Origin of the sequence: Rhodococcus sp. HM1 (assembly GCF_023218075.1) — a bacterium.
In the GTDB taxonomy this organism is placed as follows: Bacteria; Actinomycetota; Actinomycetes; order Mycobacteriales; family Mycobacteriaceae; genus Rhodococcus.
The window spans coordinates 59,074-81,261 of sequence record NZ_JALPTB010000022.1 but is presented as its reverse complement, the minus strand read 5'-3'; the positions used below and the strand labels follow the sequence as shown (position 1 = coordinate 81,261).

Genomic DNA, 22,188 nt, shown 5'->3' with positions numbered 1-22,188 from the left:
GCGGGCGGTTCCGCACGAGCGAGGACATCATGCCCAAGTCGAAGGTCCGGAAGAAGAGCGATCAGCCGCTCAAGTCGGTGAGCCGCACTCCCGTCAAGGTCAAGGCCGGGCCGTCCAGCACCGTGTACGTCGCGGTGATGCTGGGGCTGATGATCCTGGGCCTGCTGTGGCTGGTCGTCTACTACCTGGCCGCCGAACAGATCTCGTGGATGAACGATCTGGGCGCGTACAACTTCCTCATCGGATTCGGTCTCATGGTCGTTGGGCTGATCATGACCATGAAGTGGCGCTGAGATTACACAATTGTGATTCATCCCCAGCTGTGGAGAAACCTGTGCACTAGCAGTGCATCCGTACATACGGGGACCCGGCGGTGAGCGATCCGCAGTGGTCGACACCGCCCGTCGCGGTCGCCGCACTCGTCGTCGGCGGCGGGGTGCTCGCGTCGGCCGCGGTGTTCACCGCGGACCCGGCGGGGCGTTTCCTCGCGGGGGCGGCCGCGCTGCTCGTCCTGGCGACCGCCGCGCTCGCCGTCCGGCAGCGGCCGCGGCTCGCGGTGACCGAGCACGGTTCCGGGCTGGCCTGCACGCGACTGACCGGACGCCGCGTGTTTCCCCGCGAGACGCTGACCCGGGTGCGGATCGTCGAGTATCCGCGGTTCGGCCGGCGGGTGCCGATGCTCGAGATCGACGCCCGCGATCCCGACGGCACCGAACGCCTCATGATCTTCGGCCGCTGGGATCTCGGAGCCGACCCGCGGGACGTGTACGACGCGCTCGTGCTGCGCGACCTGGCGCCCGATCAGAGCCCGAGCTGAATCACAGCCCCAGCTGAGACCGCAGCCGCAGCACCCCGAGCACGATGACCAGCACGACCGCGACGGCGACCGCGACGAGCGCGATCCAGCCGGTACGGACGACGCGATCACGGTCGGTTCCGGCGCCGAGAGCCTGCGGACCGTAGAGGAACGCCGCGGTCGCCGCGGCACCGATCACCAGGCCGCCGAGATGTCCCCACAGGGAGATGCCGGGGATGGTGATGCTGATGAACACGTTGAGGGCGACGACGGTGAGCACCGGCGCGGGGCTGCGCCGCAACCGCAGCAGGATGACGGCCTGCGCGCCCATGAGCCCGAACACGGCGCCGGACGCGCCGGCGGTGACCGCATCGGTCTGCATCAGCACGACCGCCGCGGAGCCGCCGAGCAACGACAGCAGGTACACGGCGAGGTAGCGGGAGCGACCGAGCACGATCTCGGTGTCGCGGCCGATCACCCACAGGGCGAACATGTTGACCGCGAGGTGGATCGGGCCGAAGTGCAGGAAACCGCTGCCGAGCAGCCGCAGGTATTCGTCGTTGCCCGCGATCATCGGCGGCCACAACGCGAGGTCGCGGAACAGGCCGGACCGCAGCTGGTTGTTCATCACGCTCGACGACTGCGCGGCCGTGATCGCGAAGACCAGGACGTTCAGTCCGATGAGGATGTAGGTGACCAGCGGCGTCGGATGCGCGTTGCGCACGGGGGCACCGGCGACGGTGCGGGCCTGCGGGGTGGCGCTACGGGCTGCGGCGACGCAGTCCACACACTGTTGTCCGACCGACGCGTCGCGCAGGCAGTCGGGGCAGGCAGGCCTGCCGCAGCGGGTGCAGGAGAGCAGGGTCGGACGGTCGGGATGGCGAACGCACCGCGGCTGGGGCGTCCGGCCGCCCCCTTCGGCCGCCGGGCCCCAGCCGGGGTTCGTCATGGAGTTCCTTCTCAGGCGATGGTGATGCTTTCGATGACGACGGCGTCGAGCGGGCGGTCGGCCCGGTCGGTCGCGGTCGTCGCAATCGCGTCGACGACCTTGCGCGAGGCCTCGTCGACGACCTCACCGAAGATGGTGTGGCGACGGTTGAGGTGCGGCGTGCGGTCGACGGTGATGAAGAACTGCGAGCCGTTGGTGCCCGGACCGGCGTTCGCCATGGCGAGCAGGTACGGACGGTCGAACTGCAGCTCGGGGTGGAACTCGTCGCCGAACTGGTAACCCGGGCCGCCGCGGCCGGTACCGGTCGGGTCGCCGCCCTGGATCATGAAGCCGTCGATGACACGGTGGAAGACCGCGCCGTCGTAGAACGGACCGCTGGTCTCGCCCTTGGCGTTCTGCGTCTTGTATTCCTTGGTGCCCTGCGCCAGGCCGACGAAGTTCTCGACGGTCTTGGGAGCGTGATTGCCGAACAGCGAGATCACGATGTCGCCGCGGTTGGTGTGCAGCGTGGCGGTGGCGGTCTGAAGAGGTGAAGTCACTTCTCCATCGTGCCATCCGGACATCTCGCGCGGGAGGAGTGCCCGAAGTGCGCGCCGCGCCCGTGCCGGGCCTCGTTGTGCCGTCGCAACTTGTGTCGCACCTTGTGTCACAGTGGAACGATGACGCGTTCGAAAGAGTCCGGAAGCCATGGTGGATCCCACACCGCGCTCGCACGTCCGCTGCTCGTGAATCCGCTGAAGGAATCGACCAGCCTCGGTGGTGCACTGCAGGTGGTGGGTCAGGGTGCGCTCGCGCTCGCGTACGGTTCCCTGAGTGCGGGAAGGCTCGTGGCCCGCAGGTCGGCGGACCTTGCGAAGACGGTGCTGAGTCGCACGCGTCGTACTTCTCCTGCCGGGGTGGTGGCGTTGGCGTCGACCGACGGCACCCGCACCGGCCGCGGTCGCAAGGCTTTGGTCGTGGCCGGCGCCGTCGGTGCGGTCGTGGCCGGCGGTGTCGTGTTCTTCCGGGCGCGGCGTTACGAGCATCCGCCGGTGGCGCCGGAGCCGCCGCGCGTCGATCAGGCTCGGCCGGTGTCCGAGGGCACGGTGTCGGAGGGCACCGACTGATTTCGAGTTCGGAACGACGGCCCGGTCACCCGGTGGTACAGGTGGCCGGGTCGTCGTTTGCTGCCTGCCGGTCGATCTCGCGGGCGGCGACGCGGATCTGACGGTCGACGATGTAGCAGGACAGGGCGTAGACCACTGCGAGGAGCACGAACAGGATCGGTACTGCGGCAAGGATTTCCATGTGACGACTCCGTCGGCGACCCGGGATCACCGGGGGAAGGGGGACGGTCGGGGGTGTCAACGTCGACATGATCAAGAGTACGGACCCACCGGCCGCCCGGCAGGCTCACATCCACTCAGCGGACGTGATTCCGTTCACATGCCACAACGACCTCAGGTTACCGGTCGGTACCGATATTCCGGATCGTGTGTTTTACCTCACATCGGCGTGGATACTGGCCAGTAGCAACCCGATCGTGGAGGCCCGCGATGTCAGAACCCATTCAGATCAGTGAAGAACAAGCCCGGGCGGTGGCCGAGGAGGCCCGCGAATCCGGGTGGGAGAAACCCTCGTTCGCCAAGGAACTGTTCCTCGGCCGACTCACCCTCGACCTCGTCCACCCGTTTCCCCGTCCCACACCCGACGAGGACGCCCGCACCGAGGAATTCCTGGCGAAACTGCGCCGGTTCTGCCTCGAGATGGACGGTGCCCGCATCGAACGCGATGCGCGAATCCCCGACGAGTACGTCGCCGGGCTGACCGAACTGGGCTGCTTCGGCATGAAGATCTCGCCGGAGTACGGCGGGCTCGGACTGTCGCAGGTGGCCTACAACCGTGCCCTGATGCTGATCGCGTCCGTGCACCCCAGCCTCGGGGCGCTGCTGTCGGCGCACCAGTCGATCGGCGTTCCGGAACCGCTGAAACTGGCCGGTACCCCCGAACAGAAGCAGGCGTTCCTGCCGCGCTGCGCGCGCGGCGCGATCTCGGCGTTCCTGCTCACCGAACCGGACGTGGGCTCGGACCCCGCCCGGCTCGCGTCGACCGCGACCCCGGTCGAGGACGGCTCTGCGTACGAACTCGACGGCGTGAAACTGTGGACCACCAACGGCGTCGTCGCCGAACTGCTCGTCGTGATGGCCCGGGTGCCGCGCAGCGAGGGTCACCGCGGCGGCATCTCCGCGTTCGTCGTCGAAGCGGACTCGCCGGGCATCACCGTCGAACGCCGTAACTCGTTCATGGGTCTGCGGGGTATCGAGAACGGGGTGACCCGCATGCACCGGGTGCGGGTTCCGAAGGAGAACCTGATCGGCCGCGAAGGCGACGGGCTGAAGATCGCCCTGACCACGCTGAACGCGGGACGCCTCGCGATCCCCGCGATGTGCGCGGGGGCCGGCAAGTGGTCGCTGAAGATCGCCCGCGAATGGTCCGCGACCCGGGTGCAGTGGGGCCGGCCGGTCGGCGATCACGCCGCGGTCGCCGCGAAGATCTCCTACATCGCCGCCTCCACCTACGCGCTCGAGTCCATGGTCGAGCTGTCCGGGCAGATGTGCGACGAGAACCGCAACGACATCCGGATCGAGGCGGCTCTGGCGAAGCTGTGGTCCAGCGAGATCGCCTGCCGGATCGCCGACGAACTCGTCCAGATCCGCGGTGGTCGCGGCTACGAGACGGCCGCGTCGCTGGCAGCACGGGGTGAACGGGCGGTCCCGGCGGAGCAGCTGATTCGGGACCTGCGCATCAACCGGATCTTCGAAGGCTCCAGCGAGATCATGCGGCTGCTCATCGCCCGCGAGGCCGTGGACGCGCACCTGAAGGCGGCGGGCGAGCTCGCCGACCCGAAGGCGAATCTCGAGGAGAAGGCCAAGGCCGCGGCGAAGGCCAGCGGCTTCTACGCGAAGTGGCTGCCCAAGCTCGTCACGGGCAAGGGCCAGTTGCCCACCTCGTTCTCCGAGTTCGGGCAGCTCGCGCCCCATCTGCGGTACATCGAGCGCAACTCCCGCAAGCTCGCCCGCTCCACGTTCTACGGAATGGCCCGGTGGCAGGCCGGTCTCGAGAAGCGGCAGAACTTCCTCGGCCGGATCGTCGACATCGGCGCCGAACTGTTCGCGATGGCGGCGTCCTGTGTGAGGGCCGAACGGCAGCGGGCCGACGGCCACCCGGATTCGGCGGGTGCCTTCGAGCTGGCGGACGTGTTCTGCCGTCAGGCCCGGCTGCGCGTCGACAAGCTCTTCGACGAGTTGTGGACGAACACCGACGACGCCGACCTGCGCCTGACCAGCAGCATTCTCGAGGGCCGCTACGCGTGGCTCGAGCACGGCGTGCTCGATCCGAGCGAGGGCACCGGGCCGTGGATCGCGGCATGGGCGCCGGGACCGTCGACCGAGGAGAACCTGGCACGCCACTTCACCGAGACGCGGCATCGAACCCAGTAGATCCCCCGCAACGGCGAACGGCCCGCACTCGAAGAGAGTGCGGGCCGTTCGTCAGCAGGTCAGAACCCGCCGCAGTTCGACGGTGCCGGCACGCCGTTGAACCGGTCGAGCAGGTACGAGACCGACTCGGGCATGCCGACGAGCATCGGCGACAGGTGGTTGACGACGAAGCCCGGCAGGATCGGCGGGGTCAGGTTCTGCGAGAACTGGACGGTCGCGCCCTGGGCACACCAGTCCAGTGCGAGCTGACGGCCCTGACCGAAGGGCACGGCGTCGTCCTGGGTGCCGTGCTGCAGCAGCACCGGGACCTGCGGCTTCAGGCGGCCGATGCGCTGCTCGTCGACGATGGCCCGCGCCTTGGGCAGGCGCTCGAGGACGACGGAGAGCGGTTCACCGGTCCGGGTGTAGTCGCTCGTGCGCTGGAAACCGTGGCGGAAGATCGTTTCGGGGACGCACTCGTTCGCGACCTGGGCCAGCATCTCGCGGCCGTAGTCGTTGATCTCGGCGTCGATCTCGTCGGAGATCTCCGGGTACGCGTCCTGCAGGCCGTTGATCGTGTAGCCGATCACGCCGGTCAGCGCGGTGCCGTCGATCTGGGCCAGGGTTGCGGCGAGATCGGCCGGCGGAGCACCCGCGTAGACGCCCTGCAGGTCGAGTTCGGGGGCGTAGCTCGGAGCGAGTTCGGCGGCCGCCGCGGCGGCACCGCCACCCTGCGAGTAACCGAAGATGCCGACCGGGCCGTCGTCGGGGATGGACGTGCCCGGCAGTTGCTGGGCGGCGCGCGCCGCGTCGAGTACCGCGTGGCCTTCGGCGAGGCGGTTGACGTAGGTGTGGTGTCCCGGGGTACCCAGACCGTCGTAGTCGGTGACGACCACGGCGATGCCCTGCAGCAGCATCGCGTTGATGGAAATCAGTTCGTACTCTGTGAACAGATCCAGCGGCGGGTTGTAGTCCACCAGGTAGTTCAGGGCCTTCGACGGCGCGCAGCGATCGCCCTGGCCCTGGGTGCCGGGGGCGAGCACGACCAGCGGTCGCTCACCCGGACCGGACCAGGGGGTGGACGGCTCGAGGTAGGTGCCGCCGACCGCGTTGGGAACCCCGTTGGCGTCGTGGCTGCGGTACAGCAGGCGGGTGCCCTGGGCGGGGAACACGCCGTTCGTAGTGGGCACGCGGATCGCGAGATCCGAAGGCTCGCTGCGCAATACGTCGCCCGGGTTGCCGGCGGACAGCGGGCTCGGCGGTAGGTAGAAATCGCCCTCGGCATTGGCGATTGCGGGAGCCGCGAGCACGCTCCCCGCCACCGCGGCGGAGGTCACCGCCGCGGAGAACCAGCGTCCGACCCTGCCGATCGCCATACTTCCCCCAGATGTTCTGTGTCCTGCATTCGAAAGCGGGATGCGTGTGCCCCATCGCACAAGCGGTACGGACTGTAACACGTAACTTACCCATGCGTAAGGTCCAACCTCTGCGGCGCACCGCTCGACGAATCCGCAGGTCAGCCCTTCAGCGCGGCGCGCACCGCCTCGATGTCGGCCTCCGTCCACCCGTCGGGGTCGAGGATGTCCGACCACAGATCCGCGGCCTCCGGGCCGTAGGAATGCCCGTAACCGTCGGGCACCTCGGCCGAGAACACCATGTCCAGGGTCACCTGCCAGAACGTCACGAACGGCATCCAGCGCATCCCCGGATCCACATCGGGCCCGAGGGGTTCGCGCAGCCAGTCGGGCTTGTGCAGCAGCAGATCGAACGACCACCAGGTGATCGGATCACTGCCGTGCTGCCAGAACACGATCCGCGGAAGTTCCCACGGCTCAGGCAGATTCACGTCGTCCGGGCTCGACGCGAAGCGAATGTTCCGACCCTCGTCGACGATCGGCAGACGTTCGGGCGAACCCGGATCCCGCTGCTCGGTGATCCGCCCCCACGGTTGCGAGAAGTTGGGGGTGCCGACGAACAACGCGCCGTCGGTCCGCGCGACCAGGTCGGAACCGGACGCGAACGCGGACTGCCCGCCGTACGACCCGAGACTCTCGCCGAAGACCACGAGCTTCGGCCGGGCATCCTCCGGAAGACTCAGCCACACCTCGTAGACGGCCTCGAACAGTGCCCGCCCGGCCTCCATCGGCGACTCGCGGTCGGCGATGAACGCGAGCGGGCTCGGCAGGTACGAGTACTGCATCGCCGCGATCGCCGAATCCCCGCCGTTGAGGTACTCGAAGGAGTCGGCGACGCTGCCGTTGACCCAGCCGCGACCGGTCGTGGTCACGACGGCGAGCGCCTTCCGGTCGAATCCGCCGGTTCGCTTCAGCTCGGCGACAACTCGCTCGGCGATGCCCTCGATCGTGTCCGCCGAGACCCGGCCCGCGTACACGCGGATCGGTTCCCGGGCGGGCCGTCCCGTCACGGCCTCGATCTGCGCGGCCGACGGTCCGCCGGCGACGAACGTGCGCCCCTCCCGGCCGAGGGTGTCCCACGCCTCCGCGGATTCCGGCGACCCGGAACGTTCCGGCGCGGCCGGCTGCTCCACACCCTCCTCGGTGCCGGTGTCCGCGACCGCGGACGCCTCCTCCGCAGCGCCGAGAATCCCCCGGTACAGCGCACCGTTGACGAGCACGACGAGCAATGCCACGACGACCACGAGCGCGGTCACCCGCGCGACCGGCGCCGGCGTGTAGCGGTCGACGAACCGCGCGAGCTTGTTCGTCCCCGCCCGCAGGCCCCGCCCGATTGCCAGCAGCAGCAACGCCACCACCAGGGCGATCAGCAGAACCGGCAGGTAGAGGGACCGTTCGACCCGCTCCATGGTCACGAGGTCGCGGACGATCTGCTGCCACCACGAACCGAGAATCAGGAAGGTCGGAACCACCACGACCGCCACGGCCGCGAGCACCCACCAGCCGATGCGGCGCGTTTTCGGCGACCAGTCCGGGTGCACACCGCAGCGCCGCAGTGCCCACGCGATCAGGCAGCCGATGCCGTACCCGGTCGCCACGCCGATTCCCGTCGCGACGCCCTGCAGATACCAGGTGCGCGGTAGAAGGGACGGGGTCATCGACCACACGAAGAACAACAGTGCGAACGCGAGACCGACCGGGTGGAACGAGCGCGCGAAGGCCCGGGCTCGTGTGGGGGCACTCATCCTCGGGAGTGTAGGGGCGAAACCGTCCGGTACGTATCGACACGCCGTACACGGCTACTGTCCGGTATGGGCCCGGATGAGCGGTTTCGGTAGCAAGATGTAGGCGGTTCGTTACCTGCGAGGCGAGAGGGCTGTCATGGCAATCGGGGTCGGGCTCCGGATCGGCAGAGTCGTGTCCACCGCAGTGGTCGCGTCCAACGAACCGGGCACCCAGGATCCCGTGGTGATCGCCCGGGACACGGTCCTGCACATCGACGAGGACGGCACCACCACCCTCGGCTCCTACTCCTCCGGCAACGAAGCACGCACCCTCGCCGGGTTCCTCGCCCGGGTCGGCGACCCCGCGGGTGTCACCGCCAGCGACGGTCGCGTGTACCGGGCGGAGGACGCGATGGCGACCGCGATCCAGTGCCTGCTGAACGAGACCGAACCGCTGCCGAAGTTCGGGGGCGCCGACGACGGATCCGAGCCCGGCTACACCGCGACCTACCCTTCCCACTGGGATTCCGATGCGGTCGCGTCGCTGCGCGCGGCCCTCGACTACGCGGATCTGCGGCACGTGGACCTGGCCTCGGACGCCCAGGGTGCCGCGACCTGGTATGCCTCCGAGATTTCCGAGACCCCCGGTCAGCTCATCGGTGTCTTCCACATCGACGACGCCGGTTCGACGGTGACGCTGGTGCGATCCGGGGTACCGGCGGGCAAGGCGTTCCGGATACCGACGAAGGGCGCACCGTCACCCGCCTCGCAGCTCGCGACCGCGCTCGGCTCGTTCGGGTGGCTGCCGCCGAATCTCGACGCGGTCGTCGTGATGGGTGACGGGATCGTCGCCCGCGACCGCTCGTACATCCAGGAGATCGCGAACAGCATCGCGACGAAGCTGATGGTCCGCACCCTCGTCGGTCCGGGCCCGGAGCAGACTGCCGCGCTGGGTGCGGCGATTCTGGCCGCCGGTTTCGTGCCGGCCCGCGAGACGAAGCGTGCCCGCATCGGGCTTCCGCCGTCGTACGACGAGACGGACGTGCTGACCGGTGGACTCGCGCGCATCCGGGCACAGGAGATGCTCGGGGCCGGGAAGAACGACGTCGTCGCGGCGCGGTTGCTCGCCGTCGAGCCGGACGACGAGGACGACCGCGAACCGGACACGACCGAAAACGACGAGACCGAGAAGCGGTCGCGCAAGCCGCTGATCCCGATCGTCGCCGGGGTCGCGCTGGTCGCGGTGCCCCTGCTCGTGTTGCTCCTGTGAGACCCGTTGCCTGTGAGACGCCGGGTCAGGCGTCGTCGGTGAGCGACGCGAGCTCGGCGGCGTCCTCTTCGCCGAACTTCTCCTCGAGCGCCTCGGGCGTGTAGTCCAGGTCGATCTCCTCGACGGGACGGCCGCGCGCGGACTCGATCGCACCGAGCCGACGCTGGGCGCGGTCCGCCGCGTACGCCACGAACTCGTCGGGGTCCAACCCGAACGGCTGTTCCTCGAACTGATCGTTGATCCACTGGATCACCCCGAGCGCGTGCGGGAGCAACTCCCCCATACGTTGTTGCACCACATCCCAATTCGCGTCGTCGGCGGCGACGTGCCGGCGGCACGTGAACGTTCCCCACGCCATGTGGCGGCGCTCGTCGTCGCCGATCCGCCGCACCAGCTCCTGCATGCCGGGCAGGATCCCGCGGGTCGTGCACACCTTCTGCCACGCGTAGTAACCGGTGAGGGCGAGGCTGCCCTCGATGACGTGGTTGTAGGTGACGCTCGCGCGCACCTGGTTCGCCGGGCTGGGATCGTGTTCGAGAATCCGCAGGGAATCGGGGAGTTCCTCGTAGAACAGCGCGCGGTAGTGCGGGTTCTCCGCGACGTACGGCAGCAGATCGCCGGTCAGTCCCACCGCGTCCATCCACAGCCGGAACACCTGGGTGTGCTTGGCCTCCTCGAAACAGAACTGCGTCAGGTACATCTCGTCGCCGAGCCGGTTCTCGGCGGCCATCGCGCGCAGGAACGGCTGGATGTCCTGGGTGACGGCCTCCTCCCCCGCCGCGAAGTGCGTCACCAGATAGGAGGCGCTGCGTTTCTGTTCGCTGTTCAGGTCCGCCCAGTCCGCGACGTCCTGCGAGAAATCCAGGTCGAGGGGATCCCAGAACTTGGCGTTGCCCTTCGCGAACAGGCGCAGCGGGAAGGCGTCCCAGTTCAGTCCGCCTTCCCGCAGCGACGCGAATCCGTCTCGCCGCGGTGATACCTCGGTCACCCGTCCAGGCTAACCCCGTATCACCACCCCGACCTGCGTTTTCAGCCCTCGAACAGCGTCTCGCCGGGATAGCCGCCGGCGGCGAACCCGGGTGGGATCGCGAACACCGCCGAACCGATCGGGGTGATCCACGGGTTCAGCGCGTCGTGGTCCGCCAGACGCTTCTGCACCGGCACGAACTGACGGTCGACGTCGGCCTGGTAGGCCGCGAAGAGCAGGCCCGCGCCGTCGGCGTCGTCGTAGTTGTAGCCGCGCCGCAGGAACTGCTCGTCCGCGCTGCGCGGCCGTGCCCGCGCCATGTGCGATTCCGGTGGGATCACCGGGATGCCGTACCGGTCGACCGCGTCGAAATCGGGATCGTCGTGCTCGGCCGTGCCGGTGAGCGGCGCCCCGTTCGACAGCGTGCGCCCCACCGTGAGTTCCCTTGCCGGACGGTCCAATTCGTCCCAGGTGTCGAGTTCCATGCGGATGCGCCGCAACACCAGCGAGGAACCGCCGGCCAGCCACGGTGGCGACCCCGGATTCCACACCCGGCCTTCGAATTCCGTGCTGCCCGCGGCGGGATTGACGGTGCCGTCGACCTGGCCCATGAGGTTGCGCATGCTCGCACCCTCGGGGCGGGTGCCGGGGACGTGCCGGAAACCGCGCTGCACCCACCGCACCGACACCTGCGAGCGCACCGTCCGGGTCAGCGTGCGCACCGCGTGCGCGACCGTGACGGGATCGTCGGCGCACACCTGGAGCATCAGATCGCCTCCGCTCCAACGGTCTTCGAGCCGGTCGATGCCGAACGCGGGCAACGGTCGCAGCCATTCGGGCCGAACCTTCTCCGCGTCGCCGGAAGCGAACACCGCGGGACCGAACACCCCGGGGCCGAATCCGACCGTGACGGTCAGGTTCGCCGGGTCCTGCGCGAGTTCGGGTTCGGTGTCGCCGAGGCCCCCGGTGCCGGTGGTGAGCCGGTACGCGTCCTGCGCCCAGACCTTCAGCACGCCGACGAGCGCGCGCCGATCGGTGCCGGGCAGCAGGTCCAGCGCCACGAACGACGCGAACGCCTGCGGTTCGGTCTCGATACCGGCCTGGTGGGTGCCGTGGAACCCGACGATGCCCGGGTCCTCGTCACGGGCCGTGACGCGGCCGATTCCGGCGGCGCCCAGCCCGACCACGCCGAGCGCGGCGGCGCCGCCCCCGAGCAGGCGCCGCCGGGTGAGCTCAGCCACCGTGGTTCGCCCCCTCCTCGGCGTTCGGCACGTAGTTCTCGCGCGCCCCGGCGAAATCGCGGACCTGCGAGGTGAAATCGATCGACGAACCGTCGCTGAAGGTCAACGTGAACTCGATGTCGGTTCCGGGCGTGACGGGCTCGATCAGATCCATCAGCATCAGGTGATCGCCGCCGGGAGCGAGGCTGTGCCGGCTGCCGGCGGCGACGGTCAGCCCGCCGTCCATCTCGCGCATCGCCATCGCGCCGTCGGCGGCGGGAGCCATCTCGTGTAGTTCGGTCCGACTCGAGACCGGACTCGAGACGGACACGATCTGGACGGCATGGTCGCCGGTGTTCTCCAGTTCGGCGAACGCACCGGTCATTCCGCTCTCGGCGGCCTTGGTCCACGCCGACGACACGACGATCGAGTCGGCCGCGGTCGCGGGGTCCTCGGATCCGCACCCGGCGGCGGCGAGCGCCGCCGCTGCGATCGCGGCGAACGCGAGGAACTTGGTCTTCTTCATGGGGGTCTCCCGTACAGGTCTGTGCGCACGCGGGCGCGCGATCGCCTCATGCGGGCGATCGTGAAAGGAAAGGAATCGGTGTCAGACCGTGACGGGTGGGCCGCGCGGGACGATGCCGGCGGACCGGCGAAGACCGCGCAGGACCGGCGGCCGGGGAGCAACGAGCACTGCGCCGGGCACGCGGAGTGGCGCGAACGGGGTCGGCGCGACGCGACGCAGCGCGGCGAGCACGAACCGGCATCCGCGTTCGGCGGCCACGACCAGCAGTGCCGCCACCGCGATCGCGACGGCGTGGCCGGCGATCATCGCGGGTCCGGGAACGTGGAAGTGGCCGGCGTCGAGGGAGAGCACGAGGTGCCCGAGCACCTGACCGGCGACGAGAATTGCCGCAACGGGAAGCCGGGTGCCGGCCGCCACCACACCCACGGCGAGCGTCGTCGCGATCAACAGCGCGACCGCGCTCTGGGAGGGAGTACCGCCGCCACCGAGTGCGTGCGCCGCAATGCTCACGGCTCCGGAAACGGCGCCGGTCAGCCCACCGCGCAGGCGCGCGACGAGGGCTTCGGCGGTACTCATGACGACAGGATACGACTTTCTACGACTGCCAGTAGTAGTGGTCCGCGGGAACTTGTCGACAGAGTGTCGATATGATTGCGACAAGACGTCGACAAACCGGCGCATCCCATCCGACCTCGCCTGCGAAGGACCAGCATGTTCCTGACCCTGCGCGAACTGTGGTTCGCGCGCACCCGATTCCTCCTGATGGGTGCCGTCGTCGCACTCATCTCGATCTTGATGGTGATCCTCTCCGGCCTGTCCTCCGGCCTGGTCACCGACGGCGTCTCCGCGCTGCAGCGCACGCCCGTACAGGCGTTCGCGTTCGCCGAAGGCACCAAGACCGACTCCGCGTTCTCCCGTTCCGTCGTTACCGACGAGCAGGTCGCCGCCTGGCGGGAACGGCCCGACGTCGCGGAGGCCGCCCTGTTCGGCAACGCGATCGTCAACGCCAAGACCGGCGACGGCATCCCCGTCGACCTCACCCTCTTCGGCATCGAACCCGGCTCCTTCCTCGAACCGGCCGCCGCCGAGGGCCGCGCCCTCCAGCAGGCCACCGACATCCTCGTCAGCGACAGCGCACGCGCCGCCGGCATCGAACTCGGTGACACGGTCGTCGTCGACCGTCTCGGCACCGAACTGACCGTCGTCGGCTTCACCTCGGACAAGCGCACCTTCGGGCACGTCGACGTCGCCTACGTGCCGCTGTCCACGTGGCAGGAGATCCACGCCGGCGTGAAGGTCGGCGAGCAGCCGCAGCCGGACATCTACCGCGAGGCCAGCGTCGTCGCGTTGCAGGGCGTCGACGGTGGTCTGCCCGACCTCGCCGCCGGGGATGCCGCCGCGGGCACCGTGTCCAAGACGCTCGAGGAGTCGTTCGACTCGTCGCCGGGTTACTCCGCCGAGATGATGACCATGTCGATGATCAAGGCGTTCCTGTACGCGATCTCCGCCCTCGTCGTCGGCGCGTTCTTCAGCATCTGGACCGTGCAGCGCAGCCGCGAACTGTCGGTGCTGCGCGCGATGGGTGCGTCCACCGGTTTCCTGCTGCGCGACGGGCTGCTGCAGGCCGTCGTCGTTCTCGTCGCCTCCGTCGCCCTCGGTGTGCTCATCGGTCTCGGGCTCGGTTCGGGCCTCGACGGCTCCGGCATGCCGTTCGCCCTCGAGAGCGGACCGATCGTGCAGGGTGCGGTGCTGCTCATCGTGCTCGGCCTCGTCGGAGCCGCCGTCGCCGTCGTCCGCATCACCCGCGTCGACCCCCTCACCGCACTGGGAGAAAACCGTTGACCGCCGCCACCTCCACCCGCGCCGGGCTCGCCCTGACCGACACCTGCCTGAGCTTCGGCGACGGCGACAGCACCGTGCACGCACTCGACCACGTGACCCTCGAGGTCGCGGCCGGGGAACTCGTCGCGATCGTCGGCCCGTCCGGCGCCGGCAAGTCCAGCCTCCTCGCGGTCGCGGGCGGCCTCACCCGACCGACCTCCGGAACCGTGACCGTCGACGGCGTCGACATCACGAACCTGAAGCCACGTGAGCTCACCCGGCTGCGCCGCGATCGCATCGGGTTCGTGTTCCAGTCCGGGAACCTGATCCCGGCACTCACGGCCCGCGACCAGCTCCGGCTCGTCGAGAAGATCACCGGACGCGAGGGCCGCGACCCCGACGAACTGCTCGCATCCGTCGGCATGAGCCACCGCGCCGACCGCCGGCCGGGACAGTTGTCGGGCGGCGAACGTCAGCGCGTCGGTATCGCACGGGCGCTGATGGCCCGGCCGGCGCTGCTGCTCGTCGACGAACCGACGGCCGCGCTGGACCGCAAACGCAGCCACGAGGTCGTCGAACTGCTCGCCCGTGAAACCCACGAGGCGGGGGTCGCTACGATCATGGTCACCCACGACCACGACGTGCTCGACCACTGCGATCGGGTCCTCGAGATGGTCGACGGCGGGCTCGGGCCACACGACTGACCCGCCGGGATACGAGAGGAGGGTCCGTGCCGAAGATCTCCGCGGCGACGGTCGTCGAGCACCGCGCCGCGCAGCGGCGGGCCCTCCTCGACGCCGCGCGCGACCTGCTCGCGGAAGCCCCGGACCGGGTCCCCTCCCTCGCCGACGTGGCCGTGCGGGCCGGTCTGGCCCGGTCCAGCGTCTACCACTACTTCGGGTCCCGCGACGACCTGTTGCGCGCCGTCGTCGAGGACATGTTCCCGCGCTGGAACGCCAGGATCGTCGCGGCGATGAACACCGTCGACGATCCCGCGGAACGCGTGCTCGCCTACATCGAGGTGAACCTGCGGCTCGTCGCGGAGGGTGAGCACGCCGTCATCGGTGTCCTCGCGACCTTCACCCCGCAGGCGTTCACCAACGAACGGATGCACGCGCTGCATCAGGAACTGGTCCTCCCCCTGCTCGACGCGTTGCGCGAGCAGGGGCGGCCCGACCCGGAACTCACCGCGGAGTTCATCAACGCCCTCGTCTACAAGGGCACCGAACTGATCGAATCCGGCCGCAGCCTCGACGAGGTGCTGGACACCATCCGGAACCTGGCCGCGTTGGGATCGGAACGCACGAGCTTCTAATCACTTCGTGTTTCACGTGAAACAGTGCGTTCGTTTCCGACGCGCTCGCGCACTGCCGGCGCAACCTCTCCGGCGAACCGTTCGAGGTCGGCAGCGGTATCCGAACCGAGGAGGAACGTGCTGGTGCCGTGGAGCAACGTCAGCTCCGCCAACTGCTCGGCCCACACCTCCGCAGGTCCGTGCAGGAACGTCCCGTCGGAGGTGTCGTCGAACCTCCCGGCGATGTTGTAGAGCCGCCGGATCGCCGCCGGATCACGCTCGGCCTCGGTCGCGGCCGCATCGACCTTCGCGGTCATCGCGCCGAGCGCGTCCGGGGCCGCCGCGAACGAACTCGGCAGCCAGCCGTCCGCGTACCGGCCGGTGACGGCCAGCATCCGGTCCCCGTACGCCCCGAGCCAGATCTCCGGCTCGTGGGCGGGGCGCGGCCCCCGCTTCGCACCGTCCAGCCGGTAGTACGTGCCGTCGAGCCGCGCCGGCCCGGCGTCGTCGGACCACAACGTCCGGATCACCGCGATCGCCTCGACCAGCGCATCGACCGACTCCCGGGGACTGCGCCGCGGCCCGCCGTTCGCGGCGACCGCGTCCCAGAACGCCCCGGCGCCCAGCCCCAGCTCGACGCGCCCACCGCTGAGCCGGTCGAGCGAGGCCGCGCTGCGGGCCAGGATCACCGGACCGCGCAGCGGCAGGTTCGCGACGTTCGGAGACAGGATCAGCGACTCCGTGCGGGCCGCGATCCAGGTCAACAGCGTCCAGGTGTCGAGGAACCGCGGCTGGTAGGGGTGGTCCTGGACGGTCACCAGATCCAGTCCTGCCCGTTCCGCGACGAGTGCGAGTTCGACGACGGCGTCCGGATCGGCGGCGGTCGGGGTGAGGGATACCCCGAATCGCAGTTCGTGTCCGTAGTCCGGCACGGTCAGGACTTCCAGGACTCGGGATCGACGCGGTGCCGGCTGACGATCGACACCCGGTTGAACGCATTCATCGCGATCGCGACCCACACGATCGCCGAGAACTGGTCGTCGGTCAGGTGCCTGCGAGCCTCCGCGTAGACACGATCCTGCTCGTCCGGCGACGGCAGATCCGTCACCGCCTCCGCCACCGCGAGCGCGGCCCGCTCGACGTCGCTGAACAGGTCGGTGTCCCGCCACGCCCGCAGCACCGCGATGCGTTGCGCTTTCTCACCGTCCTTCAGCGCCTCGCGGGTGTGCACGTCCAGGCAGTAGGCGCACCCGTTGATCTGCGAGACCCGCAGGTTCACCAGTTCGACGACCGTGCGGTCCAGACCCGCCTGCGCCACCGCGTCCCGCACCGCCACCGCGACGGCGACCTGTGCCCGGTACACCGGACGGGTCTGCTTGTCGATGGGGATGCGCTCGGTGCTCGCCACAGAACAATTGTCGGCCATCGGGGCCGACGCGACCGGCCGATTCCGGAATCGGCCGACCGCGCGCACGCGATCGGTGGCACGCTCTGAGCATGAGCAACACCGACGTCCATCCGGTCGAGACAACCTGCGAGACCGGCCCGTGTCCCCGCGACGAGGCAGGTCATCCCTACGTCGAGATCCTCACCGCCCGCGAGGTGCCGCTCGGCGGTCCCCGCGCGATGCCGGTCCGGCGGACCCTCCCCCAGCGGCAACGCTCCCTCATCGGCGCGTGGTGCTTCGCCGACCACTACGGTCCCGACGACGTCGCCGCCACGGGCGGCATGGACGTGGCACCCCACCCGCACACCGGACTGCAGACGGTGAGCTGGCTGTTCACCGGCGAGATCGAGCACCGCGACAGCCACGGCGTGCACGCGTTCGTCCGGCCCGGCGAGGTCAACCTGATGACCGGTGGCCACGGCATCTGCCATTCCGAGGTGTCCACCCCGGACACCACGACGCTGCACGGTGTCCAGCTATGGGTCGCGCTGCCGGACAGCGCCCGCGACGCACCCCGCAACTTCCAGCACCACGCGCCCGCGACCACCTACCTCGACGGCGGTTCCGCGAAGGTCTTCCTGGGCTCTCTCGCGGGCAGCACGTCGCCGGTGGAGACGTTCACGCCGCTGCTCGGCGCCGAGATCACCCTCGACGCGAACGCCGAACTGCACCTCGACGTCGACGCGTCCTTCGAGCACGGTGTCCTCGTCGACACCGGCACCGTCCGTCTCGCCCGCACGGAGCTGTCGCGCGGCACGCTCGGCTACGTGGGCACCGGCCTGACGGCGCTGACGCTCACGAACCTCACCGACTCCCCCGCCCGGGTCGTGCTGCTCGGCGGCACCCCGTTCGGCGAGGAGATCGTCATGTGGTGGAACTTCGTGGGCCGCAGCCACGAGGAGATCGTCCGTTTCCGCGACGCCTGGGAGAGCGAATCCGATCGGTTCGGCCGGGTCGAGGGTTATCAGGGGAAGGTCGCGAGGCTGCCCGCGCCCGCGTTGCCGAACGCGCAGCTGCGTCCGCGCCGGAATCCGCTGTAGGGGCCACAAGCAGAAAGGGCGCCTTCCCTGATCCGGGAAAGCGCCCTCTGCTGTGTCTTCGATTGTGGAGACTGTGTTTTCTATTGTGGAGCCTAGGAGATTCGAACTCCTGACATCTGCCTTGCAAAGGCAGCGCTCTACCAACTGAGCTAAGGCCCCGTCCGCCGTCAGCGGCTGGTGACCTCGTGCCATTCGTCTTCGCTCCGAAGCATCCGAGCGATTCCGATGGCCACCAGCACTGCAGCTCCCACGAATGCGAGAACCTTCATGCTGGCTGCCCTTCCGGCACGGGGAGTGGGCCTAGGAGGACTTGAACCTCCGACCTCTTCGTTATCAGCGAAGCGCTCTAACCGCCTGAGCTATAGGCCCTCGAACCGATTCGGAACACTACCCCACCGAACCACGAACGACAAAATCGGTTCGGCGGGGCAGCGTTTTCCCAGGTCAGTCGGGGTCAGCGAGAGTGACCTGCACACCGCCGACCAGATCGGTGCAGAGGTTGTAGATGAACGCCCCGAGCGTCGCCATGGCCGTCAGCAGGATCGTGTTGGCCAGGCCGATCACCGTGGCGTAGCCGAAGACCTGACCTGCGCTGATCAGGCCCCCACTACCGGATTCGGACACGATGTCGGTGAAAGCGCTGTTCAGGCGCTCCCACACGCCCATGCCGGCGAGGATGCCGTAGAGCAGACCCACCGCGACCATCCACACGAAGAAGAGTGAGAGGGAAATCACGGAGGAAATCTTGAGCATCGACCACGGATCGATGCGACGGACCTGAACGGTCGCGCGCAGCGGCTCCCCGGCCATCGGCACCGCCGCGGTCACATCCGTGGCGGACGACGCGGCGGGAGCGCCCGCAGAGGCCTCCCCGGCCCCCGGTGCCGAAGCCGGAAGCGGGTGCTTCACCGTCGACAGGTCCGGCAGGTCCTTCGCGAGGTCCTTACGTTCGATGTGCCGCGTCGGCCCGTCGATGATCGCCGACTTGGCCTTGACGGACGTCCGATCCGCACCGCCGGTCAGCGACGCCGCCGCGGTACCGGTCACGACGGGCCGTGTCGGAGGCGTCGGGGCACTCTGCGGCCGTGCGCTGGCGGGCTGGGCCGAGGCGCGCTGCGGAGCAGCGTTCCCGGTGACCGCCCGGTCGACGCCCTGACCACGACCCGGCAGGTTCGTCTGCGGAGTGTTCTGGTGCGCGGCCGGGGTCTGCTGTCCCCGCTGCCACGGCGGGACCTGACCGGCGGCAGCCGGGCGCTGGGCGCCGGACTGCGCGGGGTTCACGCCCTTGTCCGCGGCCCGACGGACGGTCGGTGTCGTCTGTGCGGTCGGATTCGGTGCGGGCTTGTCCGCAGCGCCCGCCGCAGGCTTGTCGGCACCGGCGGCCGGCTTGTCGGCACCCGTAGCGGGCTTGTCGGCACCGGTCGGGGGCGGATCCGACGGCTCGGACGGTTCCGGCTTCGCCGCAGCCTGGGCCGCCGGGCCTGCGGGGGCCTTCGGAGCGTCGGGCGACTTCGGAGCCGCCGGAGCCGATGCGGCCGACGGAGCCTCTGCCGACGACGGCTTCGCTGCGTCCGGCTTCACCGGCGCATTCGCCGTCTCCTGCCCATTAGGCCCCTTCGGTGCCGGCGACCCCTTGTCGGCACCGTTCGGTCCTTGGGGAGTGCTCACTTACGACTCCTTCGCATCTGATGTGGCGCCCTCCTCGGGCTCATCGGCGTTGCGTGCGATCGCCAGCAACGTGTCGCCCTCGGCCAGGTTCATCAACCGGACGCCCTTCGTCTGGCGGCCGGCCTTGCGCACCTGCTTGGCGGCGGTACGGATGACCCCACCACCGGAGGTGATCGCGTAGAGCTCGTCGTCATCGTCCACGATGAGCGCTCCGACCAGGGTGCCACGCTTGCGGTCGTACTGGATCGTCAAGACACCCTTACCGCCACGGCCCTGGACCGGGTAGTCCTCCATCGGCGTGCGCTTGGAGTAGCCACCGGACGTCGCGACCAGCAGATACGTTCCCTCGCGGACCACGTTGAGGGACAGCAGCTTGTCGTCGCCGTTGAACCGCATGCCCTGCACACCGGACGTCGCGCGGCCCATCGGCCGCAGCGCCTCGTCCGTCGCCGAGAACCGGATCGACTGGCCCTGCTCCGACACGAGCAGCAGGTCGTCGTCGGCGGAGCACAGCACCGCACCGACGAGTTCGTCCTCGTCGCGCAGGTTGATCGCGACGATGCCGCCGGACCGGTTGGAGTCGAAGTCCGCGAGCCGCGACTTCTTGACCAGGCCGTTGCGGGTGGCGAGCACCAGGTACGGCGCATCCTCGTACGACTTGATCCGGATCACGCCCTGGATCCGCTCGTCCGGCTGGAACGCCAGCAGGTTCGCGACGTGCTGGCCGCGCGCGGTGCGGTTGGCCTCGGGCAGCTCGTACGCCTTGGCCCGGTAGACGCGGCCCTTGGTGGTGAAGAACAGCAGCCAGTCGTGCGTCGACGTCACGAAGAAGTTCTTCACGATGTCGTCCTGCTTGAGCTCGGCGCCCTTGACACCCTTGCCGCCGCGCTTCTGCGACCGGTACAGATCGGTCTTCGTCCGCTTGGCGTAGCCGGTCTCGGTGATCGTGACGACGACGTCCTCGCGGGCGATGAGATCCTCGTCGGACACCTCGCCGTCGGACGCGATGATCTTGGTGCGCCGCTCGTCGCCGTACTTGTCGACGACTTCCTTCAGCTCGTCACGGACGATCGCGCGCTGCCGTTCCGGCTTCGCCAGGATGTCCTTGTAGTCGTCGATCTCGCGCTCGATCTCGGCCAGTTCGTCGATGATCTTCTGACGCTCGAGGGCGGCGAGGCGGCGCAACTGCATCGCGAGGATCGCGTCGGCCTGGATCTCGTCGACTGTGAGCAGGTCCATCAGGCCCGTGCGGGCGATGTCGACCGTCTGCGAACGACGGATGAGGGCGATGACCTCGTCGAGCGCATCGAGCGCCTTGACCAGGCCGCGCAGGATGTGGGCACGTTCCTCGGCCTTGCGCAGCAGGTACCGGGTCCTGCGGACGATGACCTCGATCTGGTGGTTGACGTAGTACCGGATCATCTGGTCGAGGCGCAGTGTGCGCGGCACCCCGTCGACGATCGAGAGCATGTTGCAGCCGAAGCTGGTCTGCAGCTGCGTGTGCTTGTACAGGTTGTTGAGCACGACCTTCGCGACCGCGTCGCGGCGGACCGTGATCACGATGCGCATACCGACGCGATCGGAGGACTCGTCGTGGATCTCGGAGATGCCGGCGATCTTGCCGTCCCGGACCTGCGTCGCGATGGACGTGATCAGGTTGTCCGGGTTCACCTGGTACGGCAGTTCGGTGACGACGATCGTGGTGCGCCCCTTGGCGTCCTCCTCGATCTCGACGACCGCGCGCATCCGCACCGAACCGCGACCGGTGGTGTACGCGTCGTGGATGCCCTGGCTGCCCACGATCAGACCCGCCGTGGGGAAGTCCGGGCCCTTGATGCGTTCCATCACGGCCGCGAGTGTGGTCTGCTCGTCCGCCTCGAAGTTCTCGAGCGCCCAGTAGATCGCCTCGGCGACCTCGTTGAGGTTGTGCGGCGGAATGTTCGTCGCCATACCGACGGCGATGCCGTTGGACCCGTTGATCAACAGGTTGGGGATACGGCTGGGGAGAACCGTCGGTTCCTGCGTGCGGCCGTCGTAGTTCGGCTGGAAATCGACCGTCTCGTGGTCGATTTCGCGCAGCATCTCCATCGCGAGCGGCGTGAGGCGGCACTCGGTGTACCGCATCGCGGCGGCACCGTCGTTGCCGGGGGAACCGAAGTTGCCCTGACCGTCGACGAGCGGGTACCGCATCGACCACGGCTGGGCGAGACGCACGAGCGCGTCGTAGATGGAGGAGTCGCCGTGCGGGTGGTAGTTGCCCATCGTCTCGGCAACGGCGCGGGCCGACTTCACGTAACCGCGGTCCGGGCGGAAACCGTTGTCGTACATGGCGTACAGGACGCGGCGATGCACCGGCTTGAGGCCGTCGCGCACATCGGGCAGCGCGCGGCCCACGATCACGCTCATCGCGTAATCGATGTAGCTGCTCTGCATCTCCTGCTGGATGTCGACGGGCTCGATGCGGTCGTGCCCCGGCCCCTCCGGCGGCAACGTGGTGTCGGTCATGAGCTCCTTCTTCTACTCGGCTCGAACGTCTACCCGGAACCGTCGCCCGGTGGACGTCTCGCAACCACCCGAGTCTATAGGTGCAGGT

The 22,188-nt window shown here is 69.0% G+C and carries 22 protein-coding genes and 2 tRNA genes; 9 read left to right on the top strand and 15 right to left on the bottom strand.

From position 1 onward, the window contains the following. The first annotated feature begins 29 nt into the window (after positions 1–29). Together crgA and M1M07_RS13795 are read left to right on the top strand one after the other, a co-directional pair. On the top strand, positions 30–293 hold the full coding sequence (gene crgA / locus M1M07_RS13800; protein ID WP_197257153.1) for a cell division protein CrgA: 264 nt from the start codon (positions 30–32) through the stop codon (positions 291–293). An 80-nt stretch (positions 294–373) separates the two neighbouring features. Beyond that, positions 374–817, top strand: a complete 444-nt coding sequence (locus M1M07_RS13795; RefSeq protein WP_197257144.1) for a PH domain-containing protein — start codon at positions 374–376, stop codon at positions 815–817. A 1-nt stretch (position 818) separates the two neighbouring features. On the opposite strand, the gene M1M07_RS13790 is transcribed toward M1M07_RS13795, so the two are convergent. Together M1M07_RS13790 and M1M07_RS13785 are read right to left on the bottom strand one after the other, a co-directional pair. Continuing rightward, positions 819–1,745, bottom strand: a complete 927-nt coding sequence (locus tag M1M07_RS13790) for a rhomboid family intramembrane serine protease (RefSeq protein WP_248674574.1) — start codon at positions 1,743–1,745, stop codon at positions 819–821. Positions 1,746–1,756: 11 nt separating this feature from the next. Further along, complete coding sequence (locus tag M1M07_RS13785; protein WP_307846616.1) at positions 1,757–2,284, bottom strand: peptidylprolyl isomerase; 528 nt, start codon at positions 2,282–2,284, stop codon at positions 1,757–1,759. 120 nt (positions 2,285–2,404) lie between these two features. On the opposite strand from M1M07_RS13785, the gene M1M07_RS13780 reads away from it, so the two are divergent. Beyond that, positions 2,405–2,851 (top strand): hypothetical protein, encoded by a 447-nt coding sequence (locus M1M07_RS13780; RefSeq protein ID WP_248674572.1) that lies wholly within the window; start codon positions 2,405–2,407, stop codon positions 2,849–2,851. A gap of 25 nt (positions 2,852–2,876) precedes the next feature. Here M1M07_RS13780 and M1M07_RS13775 read toward each other — a convergent pair whose 3' ends face one another. After that, positions 2,877–3,032 (bottom strand): hypothetical protein, encoded by a 156-nt coding sequence (locus M1M07_RS13775; protein ID WP_197257138.1) that lies wholly within the window; start codon positions 3,030–3,032, stop codon positions 2,877–2,879. A gap of 248 nt (positions 3,033–3,280) precedes the next feature. Here M1M07_RS13775 and M1M07_RS13770 point away from each other — a divergent pair, with 248 nt between their 5' ends. After that, on the top strand, positions 3,281–5,224 hold the full coding sequence (locus M1M07_RS13770; RefSeq protein WP_248674571.1) for an acyl-CoA dehydrogenase family protein: 1,944 nt from the start codon (positions 3,281–3,283) through the stop codon (positions 5,222–5,224). Positions 5,225–5,283: 59 nt separating this feature from the next. Here M1M07_RS13770 and M1M07_RS13765 read toward each other — a convergent pair whose 3' ends face one another. Together M1M07_RS13765 and M1M07_RS13760 are read right to left on the bottom strand one after the other, a co-directional pair. Next, positions 5,284–6,579 (bottom strand): lipase family protein, encoded by a 1,296-nt coding sequence (locus M1M07_RS13765; protein ID WP_197257134.1) that lies wholly within the window; start codon positions 6,577–6,579, stop codon positions 5,284–5,286. A gap of 140 nt (positions 6,580–6,719) precedes the next feature. Next, entirely contained in the window at positions 6,720–8,363 is a 1,644-nt protein-coding gene (locus M1M07_RS13760; protein ID WP_248674569.1) for an alpha/beta-hydrolase family protein, read from the bottom strand. A 136-nt stretch (positions 8,364–8,499) separates the two neighbouring features. Between M1M07_RS13760 and M1M07_RS13755 the strand changes: the two genes are divergently transcribed. Further along, on the top strand, positions 8,500–9,612 hold the full coding sequence (locus M1M07_RS13755; protein WP_248674567.1) for a hypothetical protein: 1,113 nt from the start codon (positions 8,500–8,502) through the stop codon (positions 9,610–9,612). 25 nt (positions 9,613–9,637) lie between these two features. Here the strand turns inward: M1M07_RS13755 and M1M07_RS13750 are convergent, their stop codons facing one another. The 4 genes from M1M07_RS13750 to M1M07_RS13735 form a co-directional block, all read right to left on the bottom strand. After that, positions 9,638–10,600: a R2-like ligand-binding oxidase gene (locus tag M1M07_RS13750; protein WP_197257130.1), complete on the bottom strand. Its 963-nt coding sequence runs from the start codon at positions 10,598–10,600 to the stop codon at positions 9,638–9,640. 41 nt (positions 10,601–10,641) lie between these two features. Beyond that, on the bottom strand, positions 10,642–11,820 hold the full coding sequence (locus tag M1M07_RS13745; protein ID WP_248674566.1) for a Dyp-type peroxidase: 1,179 nt from the start codon (positions 11,818–11,820) through the stop codon (positions 10,642–10,644). Continuing rightward, positions 11,813–12,325 carry a copper chaperone PCu(A)C gene (locus tag M1M07_RS13740; protein WP_197257126.1) on the bottom strand — a complete coding sequence of 171 codons (513 nt, stop codon included), beginning with the start codon at positions 12,323–12,325 and terminating at the stop codon, positions 11,813–11,815. Before M1M07_RS13740 ends, M1M07_RS13745 begins: the two co-directional genes overlap by 8 nt. An 81-nt stretch (positions 12,326–12,406) precedes the next feature. Further along, positions 12,407–12,901, bottom strand: coding sequence for a hypothetical protein (locus tag M1M07_RS13735; RefSeq protein ID WP_197257124.1), 495 nt, complete (start codon positions 12,899–12,901; stop codon positions 12,407–12,409). Between the two features lie 135 nt (positions 12,902–13,036). On the opposite strand from M1M07_RS13735, the gene M1M07_RS13730 reads away from it, so the two are divergent. The 3 genes from M1M07_RS13730 to M1M07_RS13720 are packed head-to-tail and all read left to right on the top strand — an operon-like array spanning position 13,037 to position 15,461. Then, positions 13,037–14,167 (top strand): FtsX-like permease family protein, encoded by a 1,131-nt coding sequence (locus M1M07_RS13730; RefSeq protein WP_248674564.1) that lies wholly within the window; start codon positions 13,037–13,039, stop codon positions 14,165–14,167. Continuing rightward, complete coding sequence (locus M1M07_RS13725) at positions 14,164–14,850, top strand: ABC transporter ATP-binding protein (protein ID WP_197257120.1); 687 nt, start codon at positions 14,164–14,166, stop codon at positions 14,848–14,850. The genes M1M07_RS13730 and M1M07_RS13725 overlap by 4 nt, the downstream gene beginning before the upstream one ends. 26 nt (positions 14,851–14,876) lie before the next feature. After that, a complete protein-coding gene (locus tag M1M07_RS13720; protein WP_197257118.1) occupies positions 14,877–15,461 on the top strand; it encodes a TetR/AcrR family transcriptional regulator in 585 nt (194 codons plus the stop codon). On the opposite strand, the gene M1M07_RS13715 is transcribed toward M1M07_RS13720, so the two are convergent. Both M1M07_RS13715 and M1M07_RS13710 read right to left on the bottom strand, forming a co-directional pair. Beyond that, on the bottom strand, positions 15,458–16,372 hold the full coding sequence (locus tag M1M07_RS13715; RefSeq protein ID WP_248674562.1) for an LLM class flavin-dependent oxidoreductase: 915 nt from the start codon (positions 16,370–16,372) through the stop codon (positions 15,458–15,460). The genes M1M07_RS13720 and M1M07_RS13715 overlap by 4 nt on opposite strands. A gap of 2 nt (positions 16,373–16,374) precedes the next feature. Next, complete coding sequence (locus tag M1M07_RS13710) at positions 16,375–16,848, bottom strand: carboxymuconolactone decarboxylase family protein (protein WP_248674560.1); 474 nt, start codon at positions 16,846–16,848, stop codon at positions 16,375–16,377. A gap of 89 nt (positions 16,849–16,937) precedes the next feature. Between M1M07_RS13710 and M1M07_RS13705 the strand changes: the two genes are divergently transcribed. Further along, on the top strand, positions 16,938–17,927 hold the full coding sequence (locus M1M07_RS13705; RefSeq protein WP_248674559.1) for a pirin family protein: 990 nt from the start codon (positions 16,938–16,940) through the stop codon (positions 17,925–17,927). A gap of 86 nt (positions 17,928–18,013) precedes the next feature. Here M1M07_RS13705 and M1M07_RS13700 read toward each other — a convergent pair. From M1M07_RS13700 to gyrA, 4 genes are all read right to left on the bottom strand, one after another. Further along, positions 18,014–18,086: transfer RNA gene (locus tag M1M07_RS13700), tRNA-Ala, on the bottom strand. 136 nt (positions 18,087–18,222) lie between these two features. Then, positions 18,223–18,296: transfer RNA gene (locus tag M1M07_RS13695), tRNA-Ile, on the bottom strand. 75 nt (positions 18,297–18,371) lie between these two features. Continuing rightward, positions 18,372–19,595 (bottom strand): DUF3566 domain-containing protein, encoded by a 1,224-nt coding sequence (locus M1M07_RS13690; protein ID WP_248674557.1) that lies wholly within the window; start codon positions 19,593–19,595, stop codon positions 18,372–18,374. Beyond that, positions 19,596–22,100, bottom strand: coding sequence for a DNA gyrase subunit A (gene gyrA, locus M1M07_RS13685; RefSeq protein WP_197257110.1), 2,505 nt, complete (start codon positions 22,098–22,100; stop codon positions 19,596–19,598). It abuts the gene before it with no gap. Positions 22,101–22,188 lie beyond the last annotated feature (88 nt).